This window comes from Bacillus sp. FSL W8-1143 (genome assembly GCF_037965155.1).
In the GTDB taxonomy this organism is placed as follows: Bacteria; Bacillota; Bacilli; order Bacillales; family Bacillaceae; genus Bacillus; species Bacillus pumilus.
This window is the reverse complement of record NZ_CP150182.1, coordinates 2,785,855-2,801,914: the sequence shown is the minus strand read 5'-3', so window position 1 is coordinate 2,801,914 and position 16,060 is coordinate 2,785,855. Positions and strand designations below refer to the sequence as shown.

Here is a 16,060-nt window from a genome sequence, read left to right as displayed (position 1 = left end):
ATATGACATTAAATATGAAAATTGAAAGCATGCAGAAATTCCATACATTTGAAATTCCGACTGTCATCAAACATGGCATCGGTGCAGTGAAACATGTTGGGGAAGAAGTAAAAGCATACGGTGTCTCAAAAGTATTACTTGTAACAGACCCAGGTATTTACCTGGCGGGCGTGGTAGACCCAGTGATTGCTTCATTAAAAGAATCGCAAATCGATGTGGTGCTATTTGATAAAGTAGAGCCAAACCCGCCAGTCCGTTTAGTGAATGAAGGCTCTGCGTTATATGAAAAAGAAGGCTGTAATGGATTAGTTGCAGTAGGCGGCGGAAGCTCAATGGATACAGCGAAGGCGATCGGTGTAGAAGCGACGCATGAAGGCTCAGTCCTTGATTACGAAGCGGCAGAGGGGAAAAAACCGCTTGAAAACAGAATCCCGCCTTTAACCACTATTCCGACAACAGCTGGTACAGGTTCAGAAGTCACGCAGTGGGCAGTGATTACAGATGAAGAAAGAGAATTCAAATTCAACACAGGTGGCCCGCTCATTGCAGCTCACCTCACAGTCATTGATCCAAAGCTACATGTATCCATGCCGCCTCATGTGACGGCAATGACTGGAATTGATGCACTTGCACACGCCATTGAATGCTATACAATGAAATTTGCTCAGCCTATTACAGATGCGGTCGCGCTCATGGCCATTGAATATGCAGCTCATTATATTCGCCGTGCCTTTGCCGATGGTGAGGACTTAGAAGCCAGGTATGGAATGGCACAAGCTGCAATGCTTGCCGGGCTTTCTTATGGAAGCGAATCAGCTGGAGCTGCACATGCGATGAGTCAAACACTCGGAGGCATTATTCCTGTAGCGCATGGTCAGTGTGTCGCAGCAATGATGGGACCGGTGATGGAGTATAACTGGAAAGGGTATCCCGAAAAATTTGCTCGTATTGCGCAAGCATTTGGAATTGATATTAGCCGAATGTCAACAGAGGAAGCCGCAAAAGCAGCAGTGAACTGGATGTATGATTTAGTGGAAGACCTAGAAGTTCCTTCATTAGAAGAACAAGGTGTATCAAAAGATATGATTGACCGTTTATCTAAAGAAGCAATGAAAGATCCGCAAACAATTGGAAACCCAAGAGATCTAAACGAAAAAGCGTACAACTGGATTTATGCTCGCTGTTTTGATCTAACACCTAAAACAGTGTAACAATGAAAAAAGGCTCCCAAAAGGGAGTCTTTTTTATGTCTTATAGCTGTTCTTTAATTTCTTTGATTTGATGGATATGGCGTTTTTCGTGTGCGCCGATAAAATCAAGATATTGCTTAAGCGATAACTCTTCAAACACAGGGTGTGCAATGACGCGTTTGAAATCATCCTCAGTAAACGTTGATAGAATTTGATTGAGCTGCTCACGGGCTGTATCGAGCTCATCTTTTAAATGTGTAGGTGTCACATGCTTGCGCTCAGGCTCAACAATACTAGGCGCAGTCGCTTTTCTAGAACGATCCTCTGCCATTTCCACCGGCTTTGGCTCATATTCTTTGATCGGTGCTTTTTTTCCCTCAGCAGCTAGATGTTTTGCTGCCACGAGGTCCATCTTCTTTAAATGATCTGCCACCTCTTGAATACTCCAAGTATCATCAGATAATTTTTGATTCAATTGCTCTTCGTTCAAACCTTGTAGCTCTTGCCACAATTCTTGTCTTGCATCATGTAATAAACTCATTTTCATCACCTCAAGATCAAATTTTAACATACTGGTACATGACAATCATTCTTGAGCTATCGGTGAATTCCTGTGAAGAATTGTGAGGAAATTTGAAACCTTTACAAAAGTGGTTCGTATTACCTGTTAGAAGGAATACATTGGAGGTGAGCATGGTCTAAATGAAACAAAGGCTGTTCATTTCATGAAGAAAGGGTGAGGAAGATGGATGTGTTCGGGCTGCCACTTCAGACGCTGTATTTATACATATTGATGATATCAGGAATCCTGACACTTGTTTTCGTCTTTTTCGGCGATGTATTTGATGGATTGTTTGAAGCGATTCCTGTTCCATTCCTTCAACCAACATTAATCCTCGCATTTCTTACCTTTTTCTCGGCTGGAGGGTTTATCTCAGAAAAAACAGCAATTGTAGGAAGTGGACTTGGCGCAGTCTTATCTGCCATCCTCGCAGTGGTTCTTGTGACCTGTTTGAATGTATTTGTCTTAGTCCCGCTTTCCTCTGCTGAAGAATCTCTCTCATATACGGAGGCCGACTTAAAAGGAAGAACTGGAGAGATCATTGTATCTGTTCCAAAAGACGGGTTTGGAGAAGTGCTGTTAATTAGTAATAGCGGGAAAATCTCAAAGCCTGCCGTCAGCTTCGACGAAGAGGAGATTCCATATGGAACTCGGGTACTGGTCGTCGAAGTGAACAAAGGCGTCTTATCAGTTATACCAAATGAAGAAATCTAGGAGGGAATGCTATGCCAGGAACAACCATTTTGATAATCATTGGAATTGTGCTTGTGATTCTGATTGCACTTATTGGTGTATTTGTTTCGAAATACCGGACTGCAGGTCCAGATGAAGCGTTAATCGTCACAGGAAGTTACCTCGGAAGTAAAAATGTCCACGTGGATGAAGGTGGAAACAAGATTAAGATTGTAAGAGGCGGAGGTACCTTTGTACTCCCTGTTTTTCAACAAGCAGAGCCGCTCAGCTTACTATCTAGCAAGCTAGATGTTTCAACACCTGAAGTCTATACTGAACAAGGTGTACCAGTCATGGCGGACGGAACAGCCATCATTAAAATCGGCGGGTCGATTGAAGAAATTGCTACTGCTGCAGAGCAGTTTTTAGGTAAAACAAAAGAAGACCGCGAAAACGAAGCGAGAGAAGTACTAGAAGGACACCTTCGCTCCATTTTAGGGTCAATGACAGTTGAAGAGATTTATAAAAACAGAGAGAAATTTTCTCAAGAAGTACAGCGTGTCGCTTCTCAAGATCTAGCGAAAATGGGTCTTGTCATTGTATCGTTTACCATCAAAGATGTCCGTGATAAAAATGGCTATTTAGAATCACTAGGTAAACCTAGAATTGCCCAAGTGAAACGCGATGCAGATATCGCAACAGCAGAAGCAGATAAAGAAACACGTATCAAACGTGCAGAAGCAGATAAAGATGCGAAGAAATCTGAGCTTGAGCGTGCCACTGAAATCGCTGAAGCAGAAAAGATCAATGAACTGAAAAGAGCAGAATTCAGACGTGAACAAGATACAGCAAAAGCAAGTGCCGACCAAGCGTACGATCTTGAAACAGCTCGTAATCGTCAGCACGTAACTGAACAAGAAATGCAAGTAAAAATCATTGAACGTCAGAAGCAAATTGAATTAGAAGAAAAAGAGATTCAGCGTCGTGAGCGTCAATACGATTCTGAAGTGAAAAAGAAAGCAGATGCGGATCGTTATGCGGTTGAGCAGTCAGCTGCGGCGGAAAAAGCGAAACGCCTCGCAGAAGCAGATGCCAAGAAATACAGCATTGAAGCAATGGCAAAAGCAGAAGCTGAGAAAGTCCGAATTGACGGGCTTGCTAAAGCGGAAGCTGATCGTGCAAAAGGGGAAACGGAAGCCGAAGTCATTAGACTGAAAGGACTTGCGGAAGCCGAAGCGAAAGAGAAAATCGCTGAAGCGTTCGAACAGTATGGTCAGGCAGCAATCCTTGATATGATTGTGAAAATGCTTCCTGAATATGCGAAGCAAGTATCTGCACCACTTTCTAACATTGATAAAATTACGGTTGTGGATACGGGAGGTAACGGAGAAGGCAGCGGTGCCAATAAAGTCACTGGCTATGCTACAAACCTCATGTCTAGTCTGCAAGAAAGTCTGAAAGCATCCTCTGGAATTGATGTCAAAGAAATTATTGAGAACTTTTCCGGCAAAGGCAATGTGAAGCAAAGCATTCAGGAACTAACGAATGAAATCAAACAGCCAAGAAAAAAAGAGATCGCTGATACTCAAATAGAAGAATAAAATAAATAGACACCTTCCATCAGAAGGTGTCTATTTGGCATGTGCCCGATATGGGTTCCTTTTTACATATGAAGAAAGATTTACGAGAATACCAGCAGATATCATCATGAACACTAGGGAGGAGCCACCATAACTAATGAAAGGAAGCGGAATGCCTGTGATCGGAAGAAGACCAAAGACAGCGCCTAAATTAAAGACTGCTTGGAGCATGATTTGAAACGTAAGCCCAATCGTTAACAGTTTTCCAAAAGGGTCATGTAAAGCCTGCACAATTCGCATTGCGCGATACATGATGAATAGATATACACCTATCACAATCAAAATCCCCATAATGCCCAGCTCTTCACTGATAATGGCCATAATAAAATCCGTATGGGGTTCGGGAAGAAAGCCTAGCTTTTGAATACTCCCGCCTAAGCCATTCCCTATCAGCCCGCCGGAATTCATTGCGAGATACGAATGAATCAACTGATAGCCATCCCCATCTTCATACTGAAAGGGATCACGAAAAGAAGTCAGCCGCTTCAAACGGTAAGGAGCTGTCACTGCAAAAAAAGTGATACATGCTACGGCAGTCGATCCTAGCAAAATGAAATGGCGCGTTTTCAACCCAGCGCATAATAAAATGATGCCACAGCTTAATAAAATAGACACAGCTGTGCCTAAATCAGGCTGTTTTAAGATTAATAAAAAAACAAGACTTAAAAGGATGAGTGGCGGCAGTACGCCTTTTTTAAAAGATGTAATGTACGCCTGTTTATTCGCGTACACATAGGCAAAATAGATCACCATCACTAGTTTCACAGCTTCAGAAGGTTGGAGCATAAGAGAGCCCAGCTGAATCCACCGCTGTGAATTGTTTTTGACAACACCAATTCCAGGAATCAGGACTAGGATGAGACATAGCAATGACAGCATGACAAGCCATTTCATCCATTTACGATAAATCTGATAAGGGAAAAGAGCAGCAATGAAAAAAAAGAATCCCCCAATCAGGAGCCATTGCCATTGTTTGATAAAGAAATAGCTGCCCTTCTCATACTTCACTTCTCCTAAAGGATAACTTGCACTGTACACCATCAGTAAACCAAATAAGCAGAGGAACACAATCGTTCCAACAAGAACGAGGTCGACTCTTTTGAGATGAGATAGAAGAAATGCCACCATCTTCAATTCCAGTTGTCTCCAAACATATAGGATGATGCCCTGATATTGACACTAAACACGAGGCCAATGGCGATCATGTTCGTCAATAGCGCACTGCCTCCATAGCTGATAAAAGGAAGCGCGAGTCCTGTCACAGGCATTAAACCGATTGTCATCCCTACGTTTTGGAAAACTTGAAACACGATCAGCCCAACGACTCCTGCACATATGTATAAACCATAAAGCGTATTAGCATGCATAGCCACATGAATGATTCGGTAAATCATCATTAAGTACAAACACATCAAAAGGGAGGCGCCGATAAAACCAAACTCTTCACCAATGACGGCAAATATAAAATCAGTATGCGCTTCGGGGATATTACCGCCTTGTACTTGATGCCCCTTTGTAAAACCGCTTCCTGATAATTGACCTGATCCAATACCGAGCATCGATTGTTTCAGCTGATACCCGTATGTTGAATCAAATTCATCGGGGGAGAGCCAGCCATAAATGCGATCAAGCTGATGTGGCTTAATGATTTTTGTGAAATGCTCAAAGTGTTCGTTGTGTAAGTAGACCAAAAATGAAAGAAGTGCAAGAAAAGAAGCCATTAATGCGGTCACCATCTTGCTGGAAATTCCTGACACGAGCATCAGTGTAAAGGCGATAGATAATATCACGAGCGCTGTCCCTAAATCAGGCTGAATTAAGATGAGGAAAAAAGGGACAACGGTCCAGCAAACGACTTTACTTGTAGGAATGATGCTTTCTTTAAACGAAAATCGCTGATGCTTGTATTGGTTCAAGACAGCCGCTAGCAGCAGGATCACAAAAATTTTCATGAACTCTGATGGCTGAATTTTGATTGAACCGAAGCTGATCCATCTTTGGGATCCGTTTTGACTCGTTCCGAAAAAGTGCACAAGAATAATGAGAAAAATACCACCTGTAAATAACCGAAAAGATAAACGCTCAAGAAGTTCATAATCAAAGTATGCAGCAGCAGCCATAAGACCGAAACCTACGATATACCAGAAAATTTGTCTTTTGACGAAATAAAACATATCCTGCGATTCATACTGTCCTGATCCGCTATATACAGCTATTAGGCTGATGACAAATAAACAAATCACAGTGAGTAAAAGTACGAAGTCAATGTTGTACTGTTTTTTCATAGCTTCTTGTCCTGTTACCTATTTGTCAGCTGGTCTATGACGATTTTCACAGCCGCAGCATCATCAATATAGCCGATCGGAAAAATAAAATCTGGTATTAAGTCAACAGGCATAATGAAATAAAGGAGTGCGCTCCCCATCATCATTAATTCTCGAGAAGTACCTCGTCCGGTCATAAATAAGCTGTACATGTCTTTCAAATGCTGAAGGAATGGCCCGGCGCCGTTTACCGCCTCCATCTTTTTCTCAAACTTTGCTGAGATCGTTTCTTTTCCCTCGTTTGTTTGGCTATAGGTCTCATATTCGTTTAGCTTTTGTTTCAATTTGGTCTGACTAAATGTACCGTCGTAGACCTTCTCATCTTTCAGTGTTTTTTCGATCTCTACGACCGTTTGTATGAACGTATCACTATGTACCTTTTCGTTTTTGATTGGAAACCCTGCAGCAGCTAATAGTTGATCTAATGATAGGTTCAGAGAATCTGAAAGCCGCTGCAGATGATTCAAAGTTGGTTTTCTTTTTCCATTCATGATTCGAGACAGTGTCGCTTTATCAATTTCTGTGTATGTGCTGAGCTCTCTTAAAGATAAAGAACGTTGTTGCAATCTTTCCTTTAAGAGAGACCCAAGCTCAGTTGTGTTAGAATCCATTTTACGCCATCCTTTGTATGATGTATCAACTCTTCTATAGAAGAAGTCGTACCCAATATAAAGGTGTGTTGACAAAATGTCAACGAATATCCTTTATTGATTGAATTTTAGGAAATAGGAATTTATCATAATAAAGATAGGATGAAAACAGTGAGAAGGAGTGGCGCGGATGAAGGTGAGACATGCTGTACAAAAAGATATTCCTAAAATTGCCGAAATACATGTGAAGAGCTGGCAGACGACTTATCAAGGCATTATTAATCAGGATTATTTGGATGGTTTAAATATAGAAGATCGAGAAGAGAGCTGGAGAAGAAGGTCACTTGAAGGGACGTTTGTCGCAGAAGATGACGAGGGGGTATTTGGTTTTGCTTCTTTTGGAAAACAACGTGATGAGCGCTATCCAACATATGATGGAGAACTTTATGCGATCTATTTATTGCAAGAGAAACAGAAATCAGGAGCAGGTATCGCTTTAATTACAGAAGGAGTGAGCTATTTAATAGAGAAAGGGTATCAGAATATCATGCTGTGGGTATTTGAACAAAATTCGGCAAAGCATTTTTATCAAAAGCTTCAACCTCATTTTGTCGTTACCAGCCAGTTCGAGCTGGCTGGCGAGAAGCATGATGAAATAGGGTATGGGTGGGAGCTGCCTGTATTAAATGACCATCTACACCGAATTAAATCGTCAGCTTCCAATAATAATGAGAGAAAAAAGTGAAAAGCATAGCTAAAAGCATATAAGAGATAAGAGGAGATGCTTCTACTTTTCCTTTTATTCCTGCTATCTTTAAAGCTTCATAGAAACCTGCCAAAAAATAAGCAAGACTGAGAATATAACAGCACAGCATAATGGAGTAAGGGTTCATTGGCGTACCTCCAACATGAAATCTTCTACTATTAATAGATTCCATAGAGCGGCAATTTATGCATAAAAAAATAACCAGCTGAAATCAGCCAGTTATTTTTTGTGAGGAAAAACCAAACGAGATGCACTTGGTATGAGTATGCAAAGAACGATACTGCAAATAATAAATGAAGGAACCATATATGTGCTGTTATAAATTAAAGAGTAAACCCAACCTGGAGTTCCTTTTGGTGCATAATGAGAAAAGAAAACAACACCAGAGATAAAGAACGTCAACAGTCTGAAGAAACTTGCAACAAATACGGATAGGGTAATATAGAAGAATTGCTGCTTTCGCTTTTGGTCCTGAATGGCTTTTTTAATCAATCCAGAAAAGAGGCCGCTTAGGGAAATGACAACAGATGCGACGAAATAATCGAGAAATCCTTGAACTGGTGTAGCGATAATAGGGCCATTCATCAGTTGAAGGCCTGCAATAAGCACACCAATGATAAACCCGGTTGATATTCCCCATCTAATAGACATAAGAATGACGGGTATCATAATCAGCGCAAGAGATCCGCCGTTCGGCATTCTTAAAAAGAGACCTGATAAGTAATCTAATACTAGTGCAAGTGAAGTCATAATTGCGATTTCCATCAGTCGTACCAATTGATTTGATTGCTGCATAAAAAAATCTCCCTTTTCATGAATTGAGCAAGGAGAGACCGTGTAAGGATGAGTATGTTATTCATAGAAAAACATATCGAGTTGAATACACCACATGTATTCAATTGAATCCACATTCCTACTTCAGTATTAACTGACAGGTTCAAAGGGTCAGAACAACGAGTGTTCACTCTCAGCACAAAGCTCCCCCTGCGGTTATTTAGTTTTCTTCTATTATAAATATACTAAAGACCTTCAGGATCAACAATAGAGAATTCCTGTGACAATCAATTTTTGTATGGTTATATAGGAAGAGATAAGAAAAAATAAATTATTTAGAAAAAATACTTGTTTCCTCTCTCAAAAGGTGTTATATTTGTATTCGCCGCTAAAACAGCGCGGTTATTAAATAACATAAAGAAAAAAGTTATTGACTTTATCTTGATAGAATGTTATATTAATAAAGTCGCCTCTGAGAGACGACGAAGATGATCTTTGAAAACTAAACAAGACAAAACGTACCTGTTAATTCGAGTTTTTATAAAAAAATCCTATGAAACATCATAGGTAGTCAGTCAAACGCTGACGAGGCAGGAAATGATCACATACTAAGTTCGCTACATCGTGTAGCAACGCATGTGTGATATGCATCCTGCATACCTCGGAGAGTTTGATCCTGGCTCAGGACGAACGCTGGCGGCGTGCCTAATACATGCAAGTCGAGCGAACAGAAGGGAGCTTGCTCCCGGATGTTAGCGGCGGACGGGTGAGTAACACGTGGGTAACCTGCCTGTAAGACTGGGATAACTCCGGGAAACCGGAGCTAATACCGGATAGTTCCTTGAACCGCATGGTTCAAGGATGAAAGACGGTTTCGGCTGTCACTTACAGATGGACCCGCGGCGCATTAGCTAGTTGGTGGGGTAATGGCTCACCAAGGCGACGATGCGTAGCCGACCTGAGAGGGTGATCGGCCACACTGGGACTGAGACACGGCCCAGACTCCTACGGGAGGCAGCAGTAGGGAATCTTCCGCAATGGACGAAAGTCTGACGGAGCAACGCCGCGTGAGTGATGAAGGTTTTCGGATCGTAAAGCTCTGTTGTTAGGGAAGAACAAGTGCGAGAGTAACTGCTCGCACCTTGACGGTACCTAACCAGAAAGCCACGGCTAACTACGTGCCAGCAGCCGCGGTAATACGTAGGTGGCAAGCGTTGTCCGGAATTATTGGGCGTAAAGGGCTCGCAGGCGGTTTCTTAAGTCTGATGTGAAAGCCCCCGGCTCAACCGGGGAGGGTCATTGGAAACTGGGAAACTTGAGTGCAGAAGAGGAGAGTGGAATTCCACGTGTAGCGGTGAAATGCGTAGAGATGTGGAGGAACACCAGTGGCGAAGGCGACTCTCTGGTCTGTAACTGACGCTGAGGAGCGAAAGCGTGGGGAGCGAACAGGATTAGATACCCTGGTAGTCCACGCCGTAAACGATGAGTGCTAAGTGTTAGGGGGTTTCCGCCCCTTAGTGCTGCAGCTAACGCATTAAGCACTCCGCCTGGGGAGTACGGTCGCAAGACTGAAACTCAAAGGAATTGACGGGGGCCCGCACAAGCGGTGGAGCATGTGGTTTAATTCGAAGCAACGCGAAGAACCTTACCAGGTCTTGACATCCTCTGACAACCCTAGAGATAGGGCTTTCCCTTCGGGGACAGAGTGACAGGTGGTGCATGGTTGTCGTCAGCTCGTGTCGTGAGATGTTGGGTTAAGTCCCGCAACGAGCGCAACCCTTGATCTTAGTTGCCAGCATTTAGTTGGGCACTCTAAGGTGACTGCCGGTGACAAACCGGAGGAAGGTGGGGATGACGTCAAATCATCATGCCCCTTATGACCTGGGCTACACACGTGCTACAATGGACAGAACAAAGGGCTGCGAGACCGCAAGGTTTAGCCAATCCCATAAATCTGTTCTCAGTTCGGATCGCAGTCTGCAACTCGACTGCGTGAAGCTGGAATCGCTAGTAATCGCGGATCAGCATGCCGCGGTGAATACGTTCCCGGGCCTTGTACACACCGCCCGTCACACCACGAGAGTTTGCAACACCCGAAGTCGGTGAGGTAACCTTTATGGAGCCAGCCGCCGAAGGTGGGGCAGATGATTGGGGTGAAGTCGTAACAAGGTAGCCGTATCGGAAGGTGCGGCTGGATCACCTCCTTTCTAAGGATATATGGAGCAGTGTGCGTTTTCGTCTTGTTTAGTTTTGAAGGATCATTCCTTCAAAACATGTCTCTAGCGAGACAGGATTGTTCTTTGAAAACTAGATAACAATAAGTAATACATTCACATTGAATGCAATGCAAAGTTCATCACACATAGTGATTCTTTCTAAAGTAAGAAATGGTTAAGTTAGAAAGGGCGCACGGTGGATGCCTTGGCACTAGGAGCCGATGAAGGACGGGACGAACACCGATATGCTTCGGGGAGCTGTAAGCAAGCTTTGATCCGGAGATTTCCGAATGGGGAAACCCACTGCTCGTAATGGAGTAGTATCCATACTTGAATACATAGAGTATGAGAAGGCATACCCGGGGAACTGAAACATCTAAGTACCCGGAGGAAGAGAAAGCAAATGCGATTCCCTGAGTAGCGGCGAGCGAAACGGGAACAGCCCAAACCAAGAGGCTTGCCTCTTGGGGTTGTAGGACACTCTATACGGAGTTACAAAGGAACGATATAAGCGAAGAGGTCTGGAAAGGCCCGCCAAAGAAGGTAACAGCCCTGTAACTGAAATGTTGTTCTCTCCAGAGTGGATCCTGAGTACGGCGGAACACGTGAAATTCCGTCGGAATCCGGGAGGACCATCTCCCAAGGCTAAATACTCCCTAGTGACCGATAGTGAACCAGTACCGTGAGGGAAAGGTGAAAAGCACCCCGGAAGGGGAGTGAAATAGATCCTGAAACCGTGTGCCTACAAGTAGTCAGAGCCCGTTAAAGGGTGATGGCGTGCCTTTTGTAGAATGAACCGGCGAGTTACGATCCCGTGCAAGGTTAAGCAGAAGATGCGGAGCCGCAGCGAAAGCGAGTCTGAATAGGGCGCATGAGTACGTGGTCGTAGACCCGAAACCAGGTGATCTACCCATGTCCAGGGTGAAGTTCAGGTAACACTGAATGGAGGCCCGAACCCACGCACGTTGAAAAGTGCGGGGATGAGGTGTGGGTAGGGGTGAAATGCCAATCGAACCTGGAGATAGCTGGTTCTCTCCGAAATAGCTTTAGGGCTAGCCTCAAGGTAAGAGTCTCGGAGGTAGAGCACTGATTGGACTAGGGGCCCCTACCGGGTTACCGAATTCAGTCAAACTCCGAATGCCGATGACTTATCCTTGGGAGTCAGACTGCGAGTGATAAGATCCGTAGTCGAAAGGGAAACAGCCCAGACCGCCAGCTAAGGTCCCAAAGTATACGTTAAGTGGAAAAGGATGTGGAGTTGCTTAGACAACCAGGATGTTGGCTTAGAAGCAGCCACCATTTAAAGAGTGCGTAATAGCTCACTGGTCGAGTGACTCTGCGCCGAAAATGTACCGGGGCTAAACGTATCACCGAAGCTGCGGACTGTTCTTACGAACAGTGGTAGGAGAGCGTTCTAAGTGCTGTGAAGTCAGACCGGAAGGACTGGTGGAGCGCTTAGAAGTGAGAATGCCGGTATGAGTAGCGAAAGACGGGTGAGAATCCCGTCCACCGAATGCCTAAGGTTTCCTGAGGAAGGCTCGTCCGCTCAGGGTTAGTCGGGACCTAAGCCGAGGCCGAAAGGCGTAGGCGATGGACAACAGGTTGATATTCCTGTACCACCTCCTCACCATTTGAGCAATGGGGGGACGCAGGAGGATAGGGTAAGCGCGGTATTGGATATCCGCGTCCAAGCAGTTAGGCTGGGAAATAGGCAAATCCGTTTCCCGTGAAGGCTGAGCTGTGATGGCGAGCGAAATTTAGTAGCGAAGTTCCTGATTCCACACTGCCAAGAAAAGCCTCTAGCGAGGTGAGAGGTGCCCGTACCGCAAACCGACACAGGTAGGCGAGGAGAGAATCCTAAGGTGATCGAGAGAACTCTCGTTAAGGAACTCGGCAAAATGACCCCGTAACTTCGGGAGAAGGGGTGCTTCTTAGGGTGTTAAAGCCCCGAGAAGCCGCAGTGAATAGGCCCAGGCGACTGTTTAGCAAAAACACAGGTCTCTGCGAAGCCGTAAGGCGAAGTATAGGGGCTGACGCCTGCCCGGTGCTGGAAGGTTAAGAGGAGCGCTTAGCGTAAGCGAAGGTGCGAATTGAAGCCCCAGTAAACGGCGGCCGTAACTATAACGGTCCTAAGGTAGCGAAATTCCTTGTCGGGTAAGTTCCGACCCGCACGAAAGGCGCAACGATCTGGGCACTGTCTCAACGAGAGACTCGGTGAAATTATAGTACCTGTGAAGATGCAGGTTACCCGCGACAGGACGGAAAGACCCCGTGGAGCTTTACTGCAGCCTGATATTGAATGTTGGTACAGCTTGTACAGGATAGGTAGGAGCCTTGGAAACCGGAGCGCTAGCTTCGGTGGAGGCATCGGTGGGATACTACCCTGGCTGTATTGACCTTCTAACCCGCTGCCCTTATCGGGCAGGGAGACAGTGTCAGGTGGGCAGTTTGACTGGGGCGGTCGCCTCCTAAAATGTAACGGAGGCGCCCAAAGGTTCCCTCAGAATGGTTGGAAATCATTCGCAGAGTGTAAAGGCACAAGGGAGCTTGACTGCGAGACCTACAAGTCGAGCAGGGACGAAAGTCGGGCTTAGTGATCCGGTGGTTCCGCATGGAAGGGCCATCGCTCAACGGATAAAAGCTACCCCGGGGATAACAGGCTTATCTCCCCCAAGAGTCCACATCGACGGGGAGGTTTGGCACCTCGATGTCGGCTCATCGCATCCTGGGGCTGTAGTCGGTCCCAAGGGTTGGGCTGTTCGCCCATTAAAGCGGTACGCGAGCTGGGTTCAGAACGTCGTGAGACAGTTCGGTCCCTATCCGTCGCGGGCGCAGGAAATTTGAGAGGAGCTGTCCTTAGTACGAGAGGACCGGGATGGACGCACCGCTGGTGTACCAGTTGTTCTGCCAAGGGCATCGCTGGGTAGCTATGTGCGGACGGGATAAGTGCTGAAAGCATCTAAGCATGAAGCCCCCCTCAAGATGAGATTTCCCATTCCGCAAGGAAGTAAGATCCCTGAAAGATGATCAGGTTGATAGGTCTGAGGTGGAAGCGTGGTGACACGTGGAGCTGACAGATACTAATAGATCGAGGACTTAACCTATATTCTAATGTGAAGTTTGAACATTGTTATCTAGTTTTGAGAGAACATTCTCTCCATCAGGTTTGGTGGCGATAGCGAAGAGGTCACACCCGTTCCCATACCGAACACGGAAGTTAAGCTCTTCAGCGCCGATGGTAGTTGGGGGTCTCCCCCTGTGAGAGTAGGACGCCGCCAAGCTTGTATAAGGATCAGTTCCATACGGAACTGGTCTTTTTTGTGCTTCTTGAGAAAATTTTCTAAGGATACAGTACAAGTATCCGTTAAACATCATTTTGAACAAAATAAATGGAACGAACAAGAGAAGGGCGACCCTTTATTCTCACTATAATACAAGTGTTACTTTATCAACGATAAATGAAAACTCAATGTACTGATCAATTTACGAAGTAGGTGATTCTCTTCGACCAGTTGATCTAATAATACAAATTCAGCTTCAGGCTGAGAAAAATTTCTAGTGTGAAAGATGAGAAAAAGGTGATAATGGGAAATTTAATGTTAAGCTCAGGCTGTCGAAATTTTCTTGACAGCCTGAGCTTATGGACAAAATCTACAAAGCTTATTGGAGTGTGATTAATCTTAAAGAGTTTAGAATGTGAATACACCTCATAAATTTTGCTTTAAATCCCTTTTAGAGTTATAATTAATAAAAAATGGAGATTAGTATGATGAATCAAGATGAAATTTTAAAATTACAGAATGTTGTCAATTTTATAGAAGAAAATATAAGAAATTCCACAAAAACAGATTTGAGCTATGTTGATCTTAGAAATCAAAAAAATAGACTTTTAACAAAGCAAAATCATGTTATTTTTGGGAGAAGAGGTGCTGGTAAATCAAGTTTATTAAATGAGTTAAAAGATGGCTCAATGAATAATGGTGTCATAATTAAGTTAAATATGGAAGACTTTAAAGATATTGCCTTTCCTAATATTTTAACTCACATTTTAATAAATGTATTTGAGAAATTTGAATTCCCACCTAAAAAGTCTAAATGGTATAAATTAAAGAAAAATAAATTATTTAAAAAGCGTAGAAAAGAATTAAAGAAAAAAGTGGAACAAACAATCGAGGAATTAAAAGAGTTACTGGAGCAACCAGAGAAGTATACACTAACCGAGATGAGCCAAAACAACCATCAAACAAATACAAAAGCTAAAGGAGAATTAAAAGGTATTAGTCAACTTAATTTAGCGGGGGAAAGGGAAAGTATAAATCGTGAAAAAAAAGAATCAACTAGAACATACGAGAAAGATAAGCTCTTAAATTTGAAAGATAAAATCTCAAATTATAAAGAAATATTAAATAGCTATTCAAACTTCTACGAAATAGATCATATATTTTTAGTGTTAGATGATTTTTATTTTATTCCACGGGCAATACAAAGTAAATTTATAGATTATTTACATAGACTTACAAAGGACACTGCATTATTTTTAAAAGTTGCATCAATCAAATTTAGAACTAAATTATATGAAGAAGATAAAGATACTTATGTAGGTATGGAAATTAATCATGATGTAATGGCTATTGAATTAGATTATACTCTAGGAGATTTTAAATCAACCGCACTATTTATGAAAGATATTTTAAATCATATTAATTCAAAACATGATGCTCAATTCATTAATAATTTGTTTGCTGGTGAAGGATTTGATCAACTGTGTTATGCCTCCGGAGGGATACCAAGGGATTTTTTAAGCTTGTTAACCGGATTATTGAATAAAATTATTTCTAATGATATTGCTAGAATAAAAAAGCCCGATGTAACTAAAATGGCAATTGAACAGATTAGCAATAAAATCGATTCTATTAAATCTGAAAATGAAGAAGAATTTATGAGTTTGGAAGATACCCTCTATTATATTAAATATGAAATCATTGAAAACAAGAAACGAAATACTTTCTTAGTAGAAAAAGATGAAATAGAAACTAATCCTGAAGAATATAATTTAATAAAACAACTAATGGATTTGAGGTTGATCCACCTCGTAAATTTAAATGTTAGTGATAAAAATGTTGGAAAACGATATAATGCTTATATGGTAGACATTGGGCTATATCCGAATTCAAGTCCAAGGAATTTCAAACAAACGGATTTAAAGAAAACAGACGATAAGCATCGAAAAGATGAAATTAGAATGTCACCTAAACTAAGTTTGAAAAAATTAAAATTAAAATTGAGAAGATATTACATTATATAGTGAAATATCTAGTTTATAACA

The 16,060-nt window shown here is 42.9% G+C and carries 10 protein-coding genes, 3 rRNA genes and 1 riboswitch; of the genes, 8 read left to right on the top strand and 5 right to left on the bottom strand.

Features of this window, described 5'->3' with window-relative positions; translation table 11 throughout:
- The first annotated feature begins 2 nt into the window (after positions 1–2).
- Entirely contained in the window at positions 3–1,211 is a 1,209-nt protein-coding gene (locus NSQ36_RS14340) for an iron-containing alcohol dehydrogenase (protein ID WP_251191351.1), read from the top strand.
- A gap of 40 nt (positions 1,212–1,251) precedes the next feature.
- Here NSQ36_RS14340 and NSQ36_RS14335 read toward each other — a convergent pair whose 3' ends face one another.
- Entirely contained in the window at positions 1,252–1,731 is a 480-nt protein-coding gene (locus NSQ36_RS14335) for a DinB family protein (RefSeq protein ID WP_003213650.1), read from the bottom strand.
- A 204-nt stretch (positions 1,732–1,935) separates the two neighbouring features.
- Between NSQ36_RS14335 and NSQ36_RS14330 the strand changes: the two genes are divergently transcribed.
- Entirely contained in the window at positions 1,936–2,466 is a 531-nt protein-coding gene (locus NSQ36_RS14330) for a hypothetical protein (RefSeq protein WP_034620073.1), read from the top strand.
- 11 nt (positions 2,467–2,477) lie between these two features.
- Entirely contained in the window at positions 2,478–4,025 is a 1,548-nt protein-coding gene (locus NSQ36_RS14325; RefSeq protein ID WP_003213366.1) for a flotillin family protein, read from the top strand.
- Between the two features lie 30 nt (positions 4,026–4,055).
- Here the strand turns inward: NSQ36_RS14325 and ftsW are convergent, their stop codons facing one another.
- From ftsW to NSQ36_RS14310, 3 genes are read right to left on the bottom strand one after another with little or no spacing between them, the layout of a single operon-like run.
- Positions 4,056–5,198, bottom strand: coding sequence for a putative lipid II flippase FtsW (ftsW, locus tag NSQ36_RS14320; protein WP_251191350.1), 1,143 nt, complete (start codon positions 5,196–5,198; stop codon positions 4,056–4,058).
- A complete protein-coding gene (rodA, locus tag NSQ36_RS14315) occupies positions 5,195–6,349 on the bottom strand; it encodes a rod shape-determining protein RodA (protein WP_251191349.1) in 1,155 nt (384 codons plus the stop codon). Before rodA ends, ftsW begins: the two co-directional genes overlap by 4 nt.
- Positions 6,350–6,363: 14 nt before the next feature.
- The gene (locus NSQ36_RS14310) at positions 6,364–6,999 is read right to left on the bottom strand and encodes a DUF1232 domain-containing protein (RefSeq protein ID WP_251191348.1); all 636 of its coding nucleotides are present in this window, start codon (positions 6,997–6,999) and stop codon (positions 6,364–6,366) included.
- Between the two features lie 169 nt (positions 7,000–7,168).
- On the opposite strand from NSQ36_RS14310, the gene NSQ36_RS14305 reads away from it, so the two are divergent.
- Positions 7,169–7,723, top strand: coding sequence for a GNAT family N-acetyltransferase (locus NSQ36_RS14305; protein ID WP_003212763.1), 555 nt, complete (start codon positions 7,169–7,171; stop codon positions 7,721–7,723).
- A gap of 240 nt (positions 7,724–7,963) precedes the next feature.
- Here the strand turns inward: NSQ36_RS14305 and thiT are convergent, their stop codons facing one another.
- Complete coding sequence (thiT, locus tag NSQ36_RS14300) at positions 7,964–8,539, bottom strand: energy-coupled thiamine transporter ThiT (RefSeq protein WP_034659700.1); 576 nt, start codon at positions 8,537–8,539, stop codon at positions 7,964–7,966.
- A gap of 98 nt (positions 8,540–8,637) precedes the next feature.
- Positions 8,638–8,739, bottom strand: a riboswitch (TPP riboswitch).
- A gap of 437 nt (positions 8,740–9,176) precedes the next feature.
- On the opposite strand from thiT, the gene NSQ36_RS14295 reads away from it, so the two are divergent.
- The 4 genes from NSQ36_RS14295 (at position 9,177) to NSQ36_RS14280 (ending at position 16,039) form a co-directional block, all read left to right on the top strand.
- A 16S ribosomal RNA gene (locus NSQ36_RS14295) occupies positions 9,177–10,725 on the top strand.
- A gap of 182 nt (positions 10,726–10,907) precedes the next feature.
- A 23S ribosomal RNA gene (locus NSQ36_RS14290) occupies positions 10,908–13,838 on the top strand.
- Between the two features lie 61 nt (positions 13,839–13,899).
- Positions 13,900–14,015: ribosomal RNA gene (rrf, locus tag NSQ36_RS14285) — 5S ribosomal RNA — on the top strand.
- The 16S, 23S and 5S rRNA genes sit together here, the layout of an rRNA operon.
- Before the next feature lie 488 nt (positions 14,016–14,503).
- The gene (locus tag NSQ36_RS14280) at positions 14,504–16,039 is read left to right on the top strand and encodes a hypothetical protein (protein WP_251191617.1); all 1,536 of its coding nucleotides are present in this window, start codon (positions 14,504–14,506) and stop codon (positions 16,037–16,039) included.
- Positions 16,040–16,060: the final 21 nt, after the last annotated feature.